Origin of the sequence: Alicyclobacillus contaminans DSM 17975 (genome assembly GCF_000429525.1) — a bacterium.
In the GTDB taxonomy this organism is placed as follows: domain Bacteria; phylum Bacillota; class Bacilli; order Alicyclobacillales; family Alicyclobacillaceae; genus Alicyclobacillus_A; species Alicyclobacillus_A contaminans.
Genome location: NZ_AUCA01000006.1, coordinates 16,922 through 32,917 on the forward strand (window position 1 = coordinate 16,922; position 15,996 = coordinate 32,917).

General features: G+C 58.9%; 16 protein-coding genes and 1 riboswitch. Of the genes, 2 read left to right on the top strand and 14 right to left on the bottom strand.

Translation table 11 applies throughout. The features are described from left to right. Positions 1-15: 15 nt before the first annotated feature. The 5 genes from metH to G463_RS0103785 form a co-directional block, all read right to left on the bottom strand. Entirely contained in the window at positions 16-3,444 is a 3,429-nt protein-coding gene (metH, locus tag G463_RS0103765; protein ID WP_026974109.1) for a methionine synthase, read from the bottom strand. A gap of 84 nt (positions 3,445-3,528) precedes the next feature. Beyond that, positions 3,529-3,650: riboswitch (SAM riboswitch) on the bottom strand. A 78-nt stretch (positions 3,651-3,728) separates the two neighbouring features. After that, the gene (locus G463_RS0103770; RefSeq protein WP_026974110.1) at positions 3,729-4,520 is read right to left on the bottom strand and encodes an SDR family oxidoreductase; all 792 of its coding nucleotides are present in this window, start codon (positions 4,518-4,520) and stop codon (positions 3,729-3,731) included. Positions 4,521-4,698: 178 nt separating this feature from the next. Beyond that, a complete protein-coding gene (locus G463_RS18630; protein ID WP_035485594.1) occupies positions 4,699-4,884 on the bottom strand; it encodes a hypothetical protein in 186 nt (61 codons plus the stop codon). 137 nt (positions 4,885-5,021) lie between these two features. Then, complete coding sequence (locus G463_RS0103780) at positions 5,022-5,210, bottom strand: hypothetical protein (protein WP_026974111.1); 189 nt, start codon at positions 5,208-5,210, stop codon at positions 5,022-5,024. Positions 5,211-5,329: 119 nt separating this feature from the next. Beyond that, the gene (locus G463_RS0103785) at positions 5,330-6,709 is read right to left on the bottom strand and encodes a glycine--tRNA ligase (RefSeq protein ID WP_026974112.1); all 1,380 of its coding nucleotides are present in this window, start codon (positions 6,707-6,709) and stop codon (positions 5,330-5,332) included. 164 nt (positions 6,710-6,873) lie between these two features. On the opposite strand from G463_RS0103785, the gene G463_RS0103790 reads away from it, so the two are divergent. Next, entirely contained in the window at positions 6,874-7,683 is an 810-nt protein-coding gene (locus G463_RS0103790) for an HAD family hydrolase (protein WP_026974113.1), read from the top strand. Positions 7,684-7,824: 141 nt separating this feature from the next. On the opposite strand, the gene G463_RS18635 is transcribed toward G463_RS0103790, so the two are convergent. Then, positions 7,825-8,142, bottom strand: a complete 318-nt coding sequence (locus tag G463_RS18635; protein WP_169725417.1) for a LysM peptidoglycan-binding domain-containing protein — start codon at positions 8,140-8,142, stop codon at positions 7,825-7,827. 140 nt (positions 8,143-8,282) lie between these two features. On the opposite strand from G463_RS18635, the gene lexA reads away from it, so the two are divergent. Beyond that, positions 8,283-8,915 carry a transcriptional repressor LexA gene (lexA, locus tag G463_RS0103800; RefSeq protein ID WP_026974114.1) on the top strand — a complete coding sequence of 211 codons (633 nt, stop codon included), beginning with the start codon at positions 8,283-8,285 and terminating at the stop codon, positions 8,913-8,915. 102 nt (positions 8,916-9,017) lie between these two features. Here lexA and glnA read toward each other — a convergent pair whose 3' ends face one another. The 8 genes from glnA to G463_RS0103840 all read right to left on the bottom strand — a co-directional run bounded on the left by glnA (position 9,018) and on the right by G463_RS0103840 (position 15,880). After that, complete coding sequence (gene glnA / locus G463_RS0103805) at positions 9,018-10,355, bottom strand: type I glutamate--ammonia ligase (RefSeq protein WP_026974115.1); 1,338 nt, start codon at positions 10,353-10,355, stop codon at positions 9,018-9,020. 33 nt (positions 10,356-10,388) lie between these two features. Beyond that, entirely contained in the window at positions 10,389-10,745 is a 357-nt protein-coding gene (locus G463_RS0103810) for a MerR family transcriptional regulator (RefSeq protein ID WP_281171051.1), read from the bottom strand. Positions 10,746-10,853: 108 nt separating this feature from the next. Continuing rightward, entirely contained in the window at positions 10,854-12,092 is a 1,239-nt protein-coding gene (locus G463_RS0103815; RefSeq protein WP_026974117.1) for a methionine gamma-lyase family protein, read from the bottom strand. Continuing rightward, positions 12,086-13,435 carry a GTPase HflX gene (gene hflX / locus G463_RS18640; protein WP_051321899.1) on the bottom strand — a complete coding sequence of 450 codons (1,350 nt, stop codon included), beginning with the start codon at positions 13,433-13,435 and terminating at the stop codon, positions 12,086-12,088. Before hflX ends, G463_RS0103815 begins: the two co-directional genes overlap by 7 nt. Before the next feature lie 4 nt (positions 13,436-13,439). Next, positions 13,440-13,664 (bottom strand): hypothetical protein, encoded by a 225-nt coding sequence (locus G463_RS0103825; RefSeq protein ID WP_026974118.1) that lies wholly within the window; start codon positions 13,662-13,664, stop codon positions 13,440-13,442. Further along, positions 13,661-14,287 (bottom strand): hypothetical protein, encoded by a 627-nt coding sequence (locus tag G463_RS0103830; protein ID WP_026974119.1) that lies wholly within the window; start codon positions 14,285-14,287, stop codon positions 13,661-13,663. Before G463_RS0103830 ends, G463_RS0103825 begins: the two co-directional genes overlap by 4 nt. Then, positions 14,268-14,894, bottom strand: coding sequence for a P-loop NTPase family protein (locus G463_RS0103835; RefSeq protein WP_026974120.1), 627 nt, complete (start codon positions 14,892-14,894; stop codon positions 14,268-14,270). Before G463_RS0103835 ends, G463_RS0103830 begins: the two co-directional genes overlap by 20 nt. Further along, entirely contained in the window at positions 14,891-15,880 is a 990-nt protein-coding gene (locus tag G463_RS0103840) for an AAA family ATPase (protein ID WP_026974121.1), read from the bottom strand. Before G463_RS0103840 ends, G463_RS0103835 begins: the two co-directional genes overlap by 4 nt. Positions 15,881-15,996 lie beyond the last annotated feature (116 nt).

Here is a 15,996-nt window from a genome sequence, read left to right on the forward strand (position 1 = left end):
CCCCTCGTTCCTGTCCTATTCGACGCTGAAATACCGCGCCTCGGGATGTGCGAACACCATCGCGGAGACGCTGGCCTCCGGCTCCATCATGAATCCTTCTGTCAGGCTTACACCGATGTCCTCGGGCTGGAGCAGGTGAAACAGCTTGGCCTGATCTTCGAGATTGGGACACGCCGGATACCCGAACGACACCCGGATGCCTTGGTACTTCGCAATCCACCGCTCCCGCATGGTCAGCTCCGGCGCGTCCGGAATCCCCCACACATCTCGCAGCATGTGGTGCAGCCGTTCCGCAAACCCTTCCGCGTATTCGATGGCAATCGCCTGGATGGCGATGGATTTGAGGTACTCTCCCGCCTCTTTCCACCCTTCGGCCAACGTCCGCACGCCCTGGCCCGCGGTGACCGTGAACAGGGCGATGTAATCCATTTCCCCGCTGTCCACCGGTCGCAGGTAGTCGGCAAGGCACAGGTAAGGCGGCTTCGACTGCCGAGGAAACGAGAATCGTTCCAGCACCTCGCCAGGATGCTCGGGGTGGTACACGAGCACGTCGTCCCCCTCCGCTTGAGCCGGGAAAAACTGATAGACCGCATTCGCCCGGAGCGCGCTATCCCGCACCACCGTTGCGATCAGATGGTCCACCATCGCCTTCAGCGCTGTTGCTTTCTCGTCACCCGCCTGCAGGAGCTTTTCCACATTTCCGCGCAAGCCCAAGTGCTTGCCGAGCAGCATCTGCAAATTCACGTACGGGCGGACGAGCGCCAACGGGTAGTCGCGCAACACGTGGCGCTGCAGATCCGGCGGCACATGGATGGGGACATCCCGCGTCACGGAAATCTTGTGAACCGCCTGTTCGACGGTCGTCCGTTCAGACGACGTAGACCTGTTCTCCATCTCCCTGCGCGCCTCTTCCAACTCCATCAACAATTGTTCCCGTTGATCCGGCGTACACAGGCGGTTGGCGATGTCCAGACCTTCCATGGCGTCCCTCGCATAGGCCACAACCCCATCGTAATGGGCCTGGATGCGAGTCATGGTGAATTTCTTGGTCAGTGCCGCGCCGCCCACCACCAGTGGCAAGGCAATGCCCGCGTGGCGAAGGTCCTCCGCCGTGACCACCATCTGCTGCGCGGACTTGACCAACAACCCCGACAGCCCAATCATGTCCGGGTGGTGTTCGTGAACCGCCTGGATCAGCTGCTCCGGCGGTACCTTAATGCCCAGGTTCACCACCTCGAAGCCGTTGTTCGACAGAATGATTTCGACCAAGTTCTTGCCGATGTCGTGGACGTCACCCTTCACGGTGGCCAACAGCACCTTGGCTTTGGTCGCCGTCTCCGTTTTCTCCATGAACGGTTCCAGGTGAGCGACCGCCGCTTTCATCACCTCCGCGCTCTGCAGCACTTCCGCCACAATGAGTTCATTGTTGTTGAACAACCGCCCCACTTCGTTCATGCCGTCCATCAGGGGCCCGTTGATGATGTCGAGGGGCGACAGAGTCTGCAGTGCTTCGTTTAAATCCGGAATCAGTCCCTCTTTGGTCCCGTCCACCACGTATCGAGCAATGCGCTCCAGCAGAGGCAGCGACTGCGCAGGAGCGGTGTTGACCGGCGATTTATTGCGATAATAGGCGGTGAATTCTGCCACCTTCTCGTCGTCGGTCGCGAACAACAGTTCTTCGCACATCCGCCGTTCCTCCGCGGGAATGTTGGCGTAGCGCTCCAACTTTTCACTGTTCACGATGGCATAATCCAGTCCCGCCTTGGTGCATTCGTAGAGGAACACAGAGTTTAAAATCTCGCGTCCAGCCGGCGGCAGTCCGAACGACACATTGCTGATGCCGAGAATGGTGGCACAGTCGGGTAGGTGTTGTTTGATCAACCGTATGCCTTCCACCGTCTCCCGTGCCGCGCCGATGTAGTTCGCGTCGCCGGTTCCAACCGGAAACGTGAGCGGATCGAAAATAATGTCTTCCATCGGCAGACCATATCGGTTGACCAACAGATCCGCACAGCGTACAGCAACTTCCAGCTTGCGTTCCCGCGAGACCGCCATGCCCTGTTCATCAATGGTGCCGACGACCAACGCCGCGCCATAACGCTTGGCCAACTCCGCAAAACGAGCCAGCCTTGGTTCTCCATCCTCTAAATTGGTGGAGTTGATGATGGCTTTCCCCTGACTGTGTTTGAGCGCGAGCTCCGTGACGGCGGCATCGGTGGAATCAATCATGAGCGGCACCTTCACCTTTTTCACGACGAAGGGAAGAAACGCAGCCATGTCGGCAGCTTCGTCTCGGTCCGGATCGGCCAGACAGATGTCAATCACCTGAGCGCCCGCTTTCACTTGCGCGCGCGCCACTTCGGAGGCCGCCTCATACTGCCCTTCGGCAATCAGCCGCCGAAATTTCCGCGAGCCGATGACGTTGGTCCGTTCGCCGACGAGGATGGGCCGGTTGTCCGCCTCCAGAAACACGGCTTCCAAACCGGACACCGCGTGGTACCTCCGCGGGCGAATGGCTCGCGGCCGAAGTTCGCCAAGCGCCTGCTGCACCGCTGCGATGTGCGCTGGAGTGGTCCCACAACAGCCACCCACCACGTTCAACCAACCCTGTTCAGCGAATTCCACCACCTTTGCCGCGAAACTGTCCGGGGTTTCGTGATAATGGCCGTCTTCGTCGGGAAGACCGGCATTGGGGTAGCAACTGACCCCGCAGTCGGCCAGCGCGGCCAGCGTACGAATGTGATCCCGCATGAATTCGGGGCCCGTGGCACAGTTCAAGCCAACCGTCACGGGACACAAGTGTTTGACGGAGAGATAGAACGCGTCGATGGTCTGTCCGGCCAACGTGGTTCCCATGGGCTCGATGGTACCGGACACCATGATGGGCACGCGCCGTCCCGTTTCAGCAACGGCTCGTTCAATCCCAAAGCTCGCGGCTTTCACGTTCAGCAGGTCCTGTGCTGTCTCGATGAGCAGCACATCCACACCGCCTTCGAGCAACCCCGCGGCCTGTTCCGCATAGGCTGCCACAAGTTGTTCAAACGTCGCGCCACCGGTCACCGAAAGGCTCTTCGTGGTCGGCCCCATGGCTCCCGCCACAAACCGCGGCCGCTCGGGCCGACTGAATTGACTTGCGACCGATTTCGCCAACGATGCAGCTTCGCGGTTCAGCGCCCGCGCCAGGTGCCCAAGCCCGTATTCGTCCAGCACCAACGGCGTCGCACCAAACGTATTGGTCTCGATGATATCTGCACCCGCATCCAGATACGCCGCGTGAATCGCGCGAATCACGTCCGGACGCGTCCGCGTCAAATACTCGTTGCATCCATCGTAGGCGCTGCCGCCAAAGTCCGCTTCCGACAGCCCCCACTGTTGAATCATGGTCCCCATTGCGCCGTCGAGCACCAGAATCCGCTCTCGAAGCGCCTCCTGCACCGTGGCCATGCGGCCTTCCCCCTCATCTCGATGTCTCTCGACATGTTTGCACAATGAAAAAAACGCCCAAAAGGGCGTTCGTATCACGACGCACCCTTATCTTTCAATACCGCACCGCCGTTCCGGGGGGCGACATTGCTGGAATTAGCACCTCGTGCATCCGCACAGGTTGCCGGGCGTCATAGGGCCAGTCCCTCAGCCGCTCTGGATAAGGTATCCGATTTGTTTTGTTCATTGCATTCTGCTCAATATATTCGGAGTATATCACAATTTTTCTATTTGTCCAGCGCCGTTCATAGACTGCGAACCATGCCGCCATCCACCAGGATGGATTGACCGGTGATGTAACCATTGGCCGCCGATCCCAGGAATACGGCCAACGCCGCAAACTCATCCGGTTCCCCGTAGCGTCCGAGCGGAATTTGCGCCACACTGCGCGCGACGACTGCCGCTACGGATATGCCTTCCCGTGTGGCGGTGTTGGCGTCCAGTTCAGCCACCCTGTTGGTAGCGATTCTGCCGGGGCCAAGCGTGTTCACCAGAATGTTGTCGGGCGCCAGCTCCAGCGCCAGCGATTTCGATAGTCCCGCTACAGCGGTTCGGAACGTGTTGGAGAGCACCAGGTTGTCAATGGGCTGCTTGATGGACGAAGATGCGATATGTACAATTCGCCCCCAGCGCTGCGCGCGCATGTGCGGAAGCGCCCCACGCACCAAGCGCACCACGCTCAACAGCGACAGTTCAAACGCGGCTTGCCAAGCCTCATCGGCCACTGCATCAAATCCGCCCGGCGGAGGGCCACCGCCGTTGGTCACCAGCACATCCACGCCTGAGAAACGCTGTTTCACCTGAGCATACAGCCGATCAATCTCCTCCGCCTTCGACACATCCGCAGCACACCAGGCGACGTCCGCCTTTGGCACTTCCCGTTGAATCCGCTCCGCAGCCGCCGCGAGGTGCTCCGCATTGCGGCTCGCCAACATCACGCGCGCGCCCTCCTGGGCAAATCTCAAGGCGGTGGCAAAGCCGAGGCCTCGGCTGGATGCCGTCACAAGGACTGTTTTTCCGGCCAACCCGAAATCCACTCTTCCATCCTCCTTATGCATGTGGGACGATGCCACGCGGCGTCTGCATCATGTGCATCATGTTGCCGAGATGCGCATCCCCGTGACACCGGAACGGTTTCCGCAAAGGTTGACGCGGCAGAGACCACGTGCATTTTCCATATCATATATCAAAAAGGCACCCCATGGGTGCCCTGATTCACAAGTTTTCCGGGTTGGTCGTCCCCTTGTCTATATCCACTCGTTCAGGCCGCCGCGGCACCTCTGGAGCAATGCCGCCTTCGTCCCGCATGCGATCCACGCCGTCCACCACGGACTCCTCGATACTTCCGTACTCGTCAGCTTCATTGCCATCGATCCATCTCATCGATGATGTACGCCGCATTTGGCATCCCTCCTCACGTGTCATGGGTTACCATGACCCATTGTCCCCAAATTCATACGCACTGGGTCTGAACCTTGTCGCCTACGAAAAAAGGGAGTCCGAAGACTCCCTGGGGTGAAACTTGCACGACGTCCCATTCAATTCGAGCGGCGTCCGAGATGCGGCACGTTCGCCCGATGGATCTGTTTCCACGGGATAGGCACAATTACCGCGTCGTGAAACGCCCTATCCCGCCGTTCGACGATGGCCTCATAGTGTTCGTTGGAGCGGAGCGCCCCCAGAAACGTGAGCGCATCGTTGTGTTGATCCGTATGCTGGTTTGACATGTAAGCCACCCCCGTCTATGGTGTGCCCACATCGTCGCTGTAGCATGCGACACTGCGTACTCCGCCCATTCCGCAGCAACGAGAAGCGGGAGCGCCCGCGGCCACGGCGTTCCCAAGTTTCAGATCCGGACCTTCTCCCGCAGCCAATCCGCCACGTCGGAAATGGGTATCCGTTCTTGTTCCATGCTGTCTCGGTGCCGGATGGTGACACACCGGTCCTCCTCGGACTGAAAATCGTACGTGATACAGAATGGCGTACCGATTTCATCATGGCGGCGATACCGTTTGCCGATGGAACCGGAATCGTCGTAGTCCACGCGAAATTCTTTGACCAGTCCCGCAAATACTTCGCGGGCGCCCTCCTGTAATTTCTTGCTCAGAGGAAACACCGCCGCCTTGTACGGTGCAATCGCAGGATGGAAATGCAGCACGGTCCGCACATCCCCGTCCGGCAGCGTCTGTTCTTCATACGCGTCTGCGAAAACGGCGAGGAACAGCCGATCCGCACCGATGGACGGCTCAATCACGTACGGAATGAAAGGCTCCTGCCCCTCCTCCGTCACTGTGAAATCCTCATTGGAATACGACTGATGTTGGCTCAAGTCGTAATTGGTCCGGTCTGCCACACCGAGCAGTTCGCCCCATCCGAATGGGAACTTGTACTCCACGTCGGTGGTCGCCGCACTATAGTGCGACAGCTGTTCCTTTTCGTGATCCCGAAGGCGCAGATTTTCTGGCCTGAGTCCGATGTCCAACAGCCAATTGTAACAGAATTCCCGCCAATACGAGAACCATTTCAGGTCTTCCCCAGGCGCGCAGAAGAACTCCAGTTCCATCTGCTCGAATTCACGCGTTCGGAAAATAAAGTTTCCAGGCGTAATTTCATTGCGAAAGCTCTTGCCAATCTGCCCGATGCCAAATGGCAGCTTCTTGCGCATCGTTCGTTGTACGTGCCGGAAATTCACGAATATCCCCTGGGCCGTCTCCGGGCGCAGGAAGATTTCATTGGACGCCTCATCCGTCACGCCCTGATGCGTCTTGAACATCATATTGAACTGGCGAATGGGCGTAAAATCCTTGGCACCACAGTCCGGGCACGTCACGCCGTACTCCGCCATCAGCGTTTCCATCTCGTCAAACGAGAGCCCGTCCACCACTTTCTCAATACCCTTTGCGGCCAATGCTTCTTCAATCAACTTGTCCGCACGGTGGCGCGCTTTACATACCTTGCAATCAATCATGGGATCGTTGAAGTTGCCCACGTGGCCCGATGCGACCCACACCTGTCGGTTCATGAGAATGGCTGCGTCCAACCCGACGTTGTATGGCGATTCCTGGATGAATCGTTTCCACCATGCGCGTTTGATGTTATTCTTCACTTCGACGCCGAGAGGGCCATAATCCCACGTGTTTGCCAGGCCACCGTAAATCTCAGAGCCGGGAAAAACGAATCCGCGGTGTTTTGCGAGTGCGACGAGCTGTTCCATCGTAACTGTCATGTTGATTCTGTTCCTCCGTTCCAAATACGAACATAGCGATATGATACTTGATTTCGCATTGGCTGTCTAACCGCAGCCCGTTTCTCGTGAAATTTTGACCCTCAAAAATGCGGCACCGTATAATATCGGGTGAAACGTGAAGCGGCAGACAGAGGAGTGGTCCAATGGCTGAAACATTTCGCAGTAATTCCCGACATGACATTCGAGCCGTCTTTCTGGATATAGACGGCACGCTGTTCGTGGACGGACAGCTAGTCACAAGCGCACAAGAGGCAGTCTCCAAACTGAAGGAACGGAACATTCGCGTCGCCCTCTGCACGGGTCGTTCCACTGTACACACCCGCGCCATTCGGAACACGCTCGACATCCCGGATGCCGTCTATTTCAACGGCGGGTTGGCCGTCACGCATACGGAGACCGTGTACTCCACGCCCATGAAACCTCATGTGGTGGAGCGCGCCATCCACTTCAGCGAACGCAATCGCATTCCGATGATACTTCACACGGCGCATCGAACCATGATCTTCCGGCCGTTGCCGCAGGCGCTCACTCCGATTCTGCAAGCGTACGATTATCCGCCCTTGGAGCAAACGACCCCCGAAACTTGGAACGGAATGGAGGAACCGGTGTATCAGTTGAATCTGTTCATGACACGCGACTGGGACACTCGCGTGCAATCGGCCTTTCCAGAATGCCTGTTATATCGTTGGCACGATCACGCGGTGGATTTGCAGGTGCGCGGGAGCGACAAGTCTCACGGTGCCCTTGCCCTACTCGACGCATGGAACATTCCCGCAGCGTCAGCCCTCCATATTGGGGACGGAGGCAACGATGTCGGAATGTTTCAGGTTCTCGGATACTCCATTGCCATGGGAAACGCGCGTGCCGAAGTGAAGCAGCATGCAAAATGGGTAACCACCAGCGCCTCCGAGCACGGAGTATGGAACGCCTTTCACCAACTCGGCATCATTTGATGAATCCTGCCGAAATACCATGGCAGCGGTGTTTTCTCGACGAAAAATGCCAATTACCCACGAACCGTAGCACCTTTTCTCATTACCACGGCAATGACCAGGAATCCGCGTAGCCGTCGGACACCCTGCCGCTCCTTCGTGTTATTCGTCATCGTCCGGAATCCAGAGCGTGTCTCCCGGATGAATGCGCCATGTGTTCAAGTGGTTCATCTTTTCAATTTCATCCACGACCGGCCGAGGATCTGCGTGAGGATGCACCTGCGCAGCGATGGTCCACACCGTATCTCCCGGCTGTACAACGTATTTCACCGCCTGAGCCTGCGCGGACGCTGGACCACCCCACCAATGCGCGCACAGACCAATCCCGAGCGTCCAACAAATCGCGTAAAACATCAACCACGCCGAGCGTCTTCCCCGCCTCACCGATTTGGAGCGCATGAGACCCTGACCGTATTGCAAAGCACCCACCCCCGAACGTGTGTTCTGTGTACAGTGTATATGCGAACGCATGTTCTGTCAACAGAAACGCGAACATTTGTTTGCAACAAAGGATACCCGTGGTATACTGGTGCCAGCAAAGGGAACGGAGGAATCACGCGGTGACGAAACTATCGAAGCGGCAACAGGCCATCCTGGACTTCATCCGACAGAACGTTCGAGAGAAAGGATACCCGCCGTCCGTGCGCGAAATCGGGGAAGCGGTGGGACTCGCATCCAGTTCCACGGTGCATGGGCATTTGGAACGACTGCAATTGAAAGGATTTTTGCGACGCGATCCCACGAAGCCACGCGCCATCGAACTGCTTGAGGACGCAACCGATGACAGCGGGGATGCTGCGGCATTGCCGGAGACGGCTGTGTTCGCCCCCATCGTCGGCAAGGTCACAGCAGGCGAACCCATCACGGCGGTCGAAAACGTGGAGGATTATTTCCCGTTGCCGAAAAGTCTTGTACATAACGACGAAGTGTTTCTTCTGCGCGTTCAGGGAGATAGCATGATTGAGGCCGGCATCTTCGACGGGGACTTCGTCATTGTTCGGAAGCAGGAGCAGGCCCGCAACGGGGATATCGTGGTGGCCTTGACGGAGGACGACGAGGCCACGGTGAAGCGTTTCTTCAAAGAGGCGGATCACATTCGTCTGCAGCCGGAAAACGCCGCGATGGAACCGCTGCGCTACCGAAATGTACGCGTGCTCGGCAAAGTCATTGGGGTGTTCCGCGCCCTGCACTGAACCGCCCATGCGCACATGCGCCAACTCGTTGACCACCAGTGAAACAGGGGCTGGAGTAACACTCCAGCCCCTTTGATGTACGGCAACTTCCCGCACGGTCCCTCAATAGTTGGTCACGTACTGCTCCCATTCCCACTCGGTGACCTGCGTGCGGAACATATTCCACTCTATCGTTTTCGCTTCAATAAAATGCGTGAACACATGTTCGCCGAGCGCATTGGCGATGACCTCGTCTTTGGCCAGCGCTTCGAGCGCCTTGCCCAAACTCTCCGGCAGACTGTGAATTCCGGCCTCCGCCTTTTCTTCATCGGTCATCATGTAGATATTCCGATTCGTCGGCGGCACCAAGGGCAGTTGACGACGAATGCCGTCCAGGCCGGACGCCAGCATGGCTGCGATGGCAAGGTACGGATTGCCCGAGGGATCTGGGCTGCGAACCTCAATCCGTGTGCTCATGCCACGCGCGGCCGGGATGCGAACGAGAGGCGATCTGTTCTTTGCAGACCACGCCACGTAGCACGGCGCCTCATAGCCCGGAACCAACCGCTTGTAAGAGTTCACCAGCGGATTGCAAATCGCCGTAAACGCCGGCGCGTGCTCCAAAATGCCCGCCAGGAAGTGGCGCGCCGTGGCACTGAGCCCGAGCTCATCCGTCTCATCGTAAAAGGCGTTGGTGCCGTTGCGGAACAGCGACATGTGACAGTGCATGCCGGAACCGTTGATACCGTATACCGGTTTGGGCATGAACGTCGCGTGCAATCCGTACTGCCGCGCAATCGTTTTCACCACCAGCCGGAAAGTCGCGATGTTGTCGGCCGCTTCCACCGCATCCGCGTATTTAAAATCGATCTCGTGCTGCCCAGGAGCCACTTCATGGTGCGACGCCTCAATCTCAAACCCCATCGATTCCAGCGTCAGCACAATCTCCCGTCGGCAGTTTTCGCCGAGATCCAACGGCGCCCAGTCAAAATACCCGCCCTCGTCATTCACTTCGGAAGTGGGCCGGCCGTTGGCATCCAATTTAAACAAGAAAAATTCCGGCTCCGGTCCGACGTTGAAGGAGTCAAACCCCAATTCCCGCGCTTCTGCCAACACCCGCTTCAAAACCGATCTCGGGTCGCCTGGGAACGGTTGTCCGTCCGGCAGATACACATCGCAAATCAGACGCGCAACTTTGCCCAACTCCGATGCCCACGGAAACACGAGCCAGGTGGACAGGTCCGGAACCAGGTACATATCCGATTCTTCAATCCGTACGAACCCTTCGATGGACGAACCGTCAAACATAATCTTGTTGTCCAACGCCTTTGGCAGCTGATCCACGGGGATTTCGACGTTCTTGATGACCCCGAGCAAGTCGGTGAACTGCAGGCGCACATAGCGAACATCCTCGGTTTCGGCAAGCGCCAAAATCTCTTCCTTCGTATACTCCTTGCGCATTCCAGTCCTCCTCCGCCAAACTTCCAGCGCCAGTTATTTGCGTCGATAAAACCGCGACAGATCCCCCTGAAACTCGTTGGGTCCAGCGTCCGGGCGTCCCAATTGCTGCTGCATCCACTTGTACAGTTCCTTGTCCGACGGTTCCGGCCGCTTGGTATCCGGTGTACTGGTTGCACGCCGGGCTAACTGCGCCTTCACACCGGCCATGTTCAACCCTCGGTCCAACCAACTCCGCACTTCCAGCAGGCGCTCCACGTCATCGAACGAAAACAGACGCTGATTGCCTTCACTGCGCGCAGGCTGAACCAATCCATGTTCTTCGTAATACCGGATTTGGCGTGCGGTCAATCCCGTGAGCTTTTGAACAATGCCGATTGGAAACAACGGCATCTGCCGCCTCGCATGAAGGTCCACAGGCGTTCCCCTCCAAGTCCCCGTTACCTGCCATATTACCATTCTTCTGCAAATTTCACAACGTCCGTGTAACGAAAAATTACATTAAGTCGTGAGCATTAATGACTCTGCAATCCGCTCCATGGCCAGGTATGCGTGTTCGTACGTCAATCCGCCCTGCAGGAACCCGGTATAGGGCGGTCGCATCGGGGCATCCGCCGACAGCTCGAGCGAACCGCCCTGTACGAACGATCCGGCCGCCATCACCACCTGGTCTTCATATCCGGCCATCGGCGCCGCCTCCGGACGCACGTGCGCGTCCACTGGTGCGCTGGCTTGAACCGCTTGACAGAACGCGAGCAGCGCAGCGGGTGACGGAAACGCAGCGGTGACGATGATGTCTGCCCGCGGCTCGGACCACTTGGGGCTCACCGCAAGCCCGAGCGCCTCCAGCACACGAGCGGCGAGAATCGAACTCTTCACCGCCTGGCTGACGGTGTGCGGCGCCAGAAACAGGGCTTGGTAAAACGGCCGCAGGAAATCGTGCGTCGGGCCCGCTTCCGAGCCGACGCCGGGCGCAGTCAAGCAGGTTGCCGCAGCCTCCACATAGCGCGCGCGGCCGACCACGTACCCCCCGGTTGGTGCAATGCCCGCGCCTGGATTTTTAATCAAAGACCCCGCAGCGATGTCCGCGCCCACTTCGGTGGGCTCCACATCCTCCACGAATTCGCCGTAGCAATTGTCGACGGCGATGCACACCTGGGGCCACTGCGTTCGAATCGCCGCAAACACCTCGGCCAACGTCCGATTCGACAACGCGGGCCGGCTGCTGTAGCCACGGGACTTCTGAAACATGACCACGCGCGTGCGCGGAGTGATCCTGGCTAGAATACTCTGCAAATCCACACCGCCGTCCGGCAGGAGCGGCACCACCGTGTGTGTCACACCCCACTCCGCCAGACTGCCCGGCGCCGGCCGGATGCCGACCACCGCCTCGAGCGTGTCGTAAGGCGCTCCCGTTGCAAACAACAGTTCATCTCCCGGACGCAATACCCCGAACAGCATCAGCCGCAGCGCGTGCGTCCCCGAAATGATTTGAGGGCGCACCAGTGCCCGTTCGGTGCCGAACACGCGCGCGTACACACGCTCCAGCTTGTCGCGCCCTCCATCATCCAACCCATACCCCGTGCTCCCCGACAGATCCGTGGCGGCCACTTGTTCTGCCCAAAAAGCCTCCAGGACTTTGCGTTGATTGTGACGGGCCGTCTGCTCCACCACCGCGAATGCCGATTGCACTTCCTGTTCACATGTCGCAACCAACGCCCGCGCTTGCTGTTTCACCAATCGCGTAACCTCTCCTCTCTTCCGCCATCGTCGGCAACGACGCCTTCCGGTGTCCGAATGACAGCGTCGATTTCCACGCCGGTCATGGTTTCCGTGGCGGCCATCAATTCAACGATTCTGCGGCGCTCCATCACCACCGTGGCTTCGACGGTGGCATCGCCGCCGATATGTACATTCGTCACTCGACCGTATGGGTGCAGCCATCCCGACAGCACGGCATGCGCATTTCCCCGAACGGTCACCTGCACGCTCTCCATGCCGAGATGGCGCGCCACCGCGTCGTACAACGCCTGCATGCCCTCGCCCGTGGTTGCCGATCCGTACAGACTGGCCATCGCCCGGGTATCCGGGGGAGGCGTCTCGCCGACCGCATCCATTTTGTTAAACAACGTGATGATGGGCTTGTCCAGAGCCCCAATCTCGCTCAGCACCTGATAGGTGGTCTCCATTCGCTGCAGCGTCGCCGCCGTCCCGTCGACGACGTGCACCACGAGGTCTGCGGCCAGGACCTCTTCCAGGGTGGCCCGAAACGACTCCACCAACAGATGCGGGAGATTCTGCACAAAACCGACCGTGTCGAGCAGCACCGCTTGGCCGGTGGAGCCAACTTGGACGCGGCGCGCCAACGGATCGAGCGTGTCAAAGAGACGGTCATTCCCCGCCTCCACCGATGTTCCGCCGCAATCCGTCAACCATCTCCGCATGACCGTGGATTTTCCCGCGTTCGTGTAGCCGACGAGGGCGACGACGGGCACGGATTTGGCACGTTGGCGGCGCGCGGTCTCCCGATGTGCGCGCACGTGGGCCAGGGCTTGACGCAGGTGCTGAATGCGCTGCCGAATTCGCCGCCTATCCATTTCGAGCTTGGTCTCACCCGGTCCCCGCGTGCCAATGCCGCCACCCAGCCGGGACATTTCCGCGCCTCGTCCGGTCAGTCTCGGCAGCAGGTATTGCAATTGCGCAATTTCAACCTGAAGCCGGCCTTCCCGCGATTTTGCGCGCAAGGCAAAAATATCGAGGATCAACTGCGTTCTGTCAAGTACGCGACAACCGAGGTGGTGCTCCAGGTTTCGTACTTGCCCGGGCGACAGCTCCCCGTCAAACACCGCAAGCTCAACCTCGTGCTCCTCGATATAACGCGCCATTTCGGAGATCTTGCCAGAACCAAGATACCATGCGCCGTCTATGCTGGACCGGGTTTGCTGGAAGACCGCCACCACCGCCGCACCCGCGGCTTCACAAAGCCCGATGCACTCATCCCGTCGGGTGATGAATTGCTCGTCCGTCTCCTGCGGGCTTCGCCGACAAGCCAAAACAATCCGCGTTGTTTCCGCAGCTGCCACGTCATCACCTCGTTGCCTCCATTGTATCACGGGACATACGGGTTGCCTCCACAGTCCCGCATACGGGACAGCGACCGTCGTTGAGCGCGCGCATCCGCATCTGCAAGGGCGCAGCCGCCTGTGCTAGAGCCCGCCCCTCTTTTTTACCAACGCGCCGCCCCACCATGTAGGCCACGAGCGCTATGAAGCAGAGACCCATCCACCACGCCAACCACAATGAAAGGTTCATCCCCAGGGCACCTCCTTGTCATCCTCTCCCGAAGCGGACCACAGCGAACGGGTGGTCGCTTCCGACCACATCGTAATCACCGTGAACGCCAGAAATGCTATCGCGGTCCACCAAGCGTTGAGCAGGATGGCACCGCACAAGGCGAGCATGGTGAGCAGGGTTGCCTCCACCACTCCCAAGCGCAGGGCGATGTTGTGTTGTCCCGTCCGCTGGTCGGCGAGCCTATCCACCAAGTCATCCAACCAATCGAACATCGCCATCAGCAGGAGCCCCCAGAGCGCAGTCCGCCAACCGGTCAAAACCAATGACAATGCGACGGCCATGACGGTTTCCAGCCACGCCGGCAGCTTGGTCGGTAGTACTTGCTTCCAGTCCGACAACATGCCCACCGCATAGCTGCCGAAGAAAACCGACAACGCCATCGGCAATTGGGCAGCCGCCGCCAAAAAGGCGAGCACCATCCCGTACGGCAGCGCGGATCTCGACATTCGAACCGCCAGCGTGTGCTTTCCTCGGCAGATGTCGTACTCCGCGTCCAGATAATCGTCCACCCATTTGATCGCCGCTCCAGCCAATACCAAACACAGAAAGATGCGGAACCCTTCAAGCAAATCGCCAAACATGTTGCTTCACCTCCCGGAACCCCGTCGCGTACAGCGCCGATACGGGGATGACGCGATGGCGGGTGAAGCGCTTGGACAACGCGGCATATCCGCTCCGCGCTTCCGGAAGGTCCATTTTGTTCGCAAGGATGATATACCCCGACTGCGTTCCTCCATAGTCCGCTAGTTGCTCCTCCACCGGATCCCACCACGCGTCCCCGCTGCCCACCCCCTGCATCAACCGCCGGCCAATCTGGGCAGCGTCCACGATGTGCAGGACGATCCGGGCGGAGAACAGCACCTCCAGGGTTTGGGCCATCGCCTCGCGCACCGAAGCCTCCGGGTGAATGCCGTCGCATAACCCGGTGCTGTCCGACAGCAACAGCGTGTGCGTCCCCTTCTTGTGCGGAAACTCCACAGCCAGCGACTGGAGGTTGCGGGTCCGGTGCGGTGTCGCATCCGACAATTCCACCTCCGCGGCGTTCACGCTCATGCGTCGGCGCTCCGTCTGCCCGTCCGTGCGCTCCACCAGCCAGTTTAGTTCGCGAATCCCCATAAATTTCGCAAAGTGAATGCAGAACAACGTCTTTCCCACGTTCGTTTTCCCAATCACCAAGCCTCGGTTCACAGCACCATCCCCTCCCGCTGAAAGTCCTGCGGCTGAAGCGTCATGGCCGCCTGCCGGTCCACGGTCGCCGCCTCGAACAACCGCAGCGCCTGTCGCCGAATCGCCCGCTCCACCAGATTGCGCACAAACCTGGCGTTGGAGAAGTTGCTGCGGTGGCACGAGGACAGCGCTTCCTCCAGGTACAGCCGGAGTTTTTTCTCCGCCTCCGGACTCAACCGGTACTGACGATCTGCCGCGATGCGCCTGGCGATTTCGAGCAGCGCCGCAACGCTGTAGTCAGGAAACGTCACGTGAATGGGAAAGCGACTGGGCAAACCGGGATTGGTGGAAAGAAACCATTCCATCTCCCGTTCATACCCCGCGATGATGGCGATAAATTGATTCCGAAAATCCTCCATGCTCTTGACCAGGCAATCGATGGCCTCGCGTCCGAAATCCTTTTCCCCTCCGCGGGCCAACGAGTACGCTTCGTCAATGAACAGCACGCCCCCCAATGCCTTCTTCACCATCTCGCGCGTCTTTTGCGCGGTATGGCCGATGTACTCCCCGACCAAATCCGCTCGTTCCACTTCCACTAGGTGGCCCTTTTCAAGGAGACCACACTCGTGGAACATCCTTGCCAACAACCGCGCCACGGTGGTTTTCCCGGTTCCAGGATTACCCTTGAAGACCATGTGCAAAACCACCGGCTCCGCACGCAGTTGCAAGCTTTGCCGCCGCTGTTGCATATACAGGTACGCGAAAATCTCACGAACGGTCGCTTTCACCTCATGCAATCCCACCAGCGCATCCAATTCGTCCAAGATTTCCTGCAAGCGTTCGCGGCGGATGGTCGGATGACCGGAAACGGAAGGTCCAGGAGCCGCTTCACCGCTCAACTGTCGCAGTGCATCGGACAGTGCAATCTGTCCCTGGCGATATTGATCAATCACGTGCTGTGCAACGATGGGCCGCACCGTGGTGCGCCTGTGGTCAGACGGCAACATCCATCACCTCGGGTTGTACCGGAACGTCTGGTCGTCGTGGACATCGTCATCCGGTAAGTATGTGTGCGCAAAGTAACGTATGCAGCCAATCGGATCTGGGTGAATGCCCAGTGGAC